The organism is Vibrio sp. OPT46, assembly GCF_015163535.1.
Classification (GTDB): Bacteria; Pseudomonadota; Gammaproteobacteria; order Enterobacterales; family Vibrionaceae; genus Vibrio; species Vibrio alginolyticus.
Genome location: NZ_JADDYG010000204.1, coordinates 1 through 376, shown reverse-complemented (window position 1 = coordinate 376; position 376 = coordinate 1). Strand labels below are relative to the sequence as shown.

Sequence of the window (376 nt, the reverse complement as noted above, 5' to 3'; positions counted from 1 at the left end):
ACTATCGATGGATGCATTACTCGCATTCAGGGTTTGATTCGCTTGTTCAATTCGACCAAGAAGCTGTTGTCCTTCGCCCATCGTGCTTTTTACGTCCATTGTATTTGATGGGTTACTCGTATCAATTGATGTTGATTTCACTTTTTCAATAGCTTCAACATCATGCTCCAAAGGTGTGCTGTTACTCGCCTTTTGTAAACTTACTTCTTCACTTAAGGTTGCATTCTGTTTGTTTGCTGATATTTCATCAAAATCATGGGTCCCGTCACTGACGGATCCTTGGCTTTCTTGCGCCAACAATTCGTCCGAGACGTTAGCAGAAGAAGTACTGCCTACATCCGCTCTTTCTTTTTCTTCAACCACTGTCGATTCTGTT

The 376-nt window shown here is 42.0% G+C and carries 1 pseudogene; it reads right to left on the bottom strand.

The features are described from left to right. Nucleotides 1-376, bottom strand: a pseudogene (locus IQR33_RS09035) (flagellar hook-length control protein FliK); the annotation flags it as partial.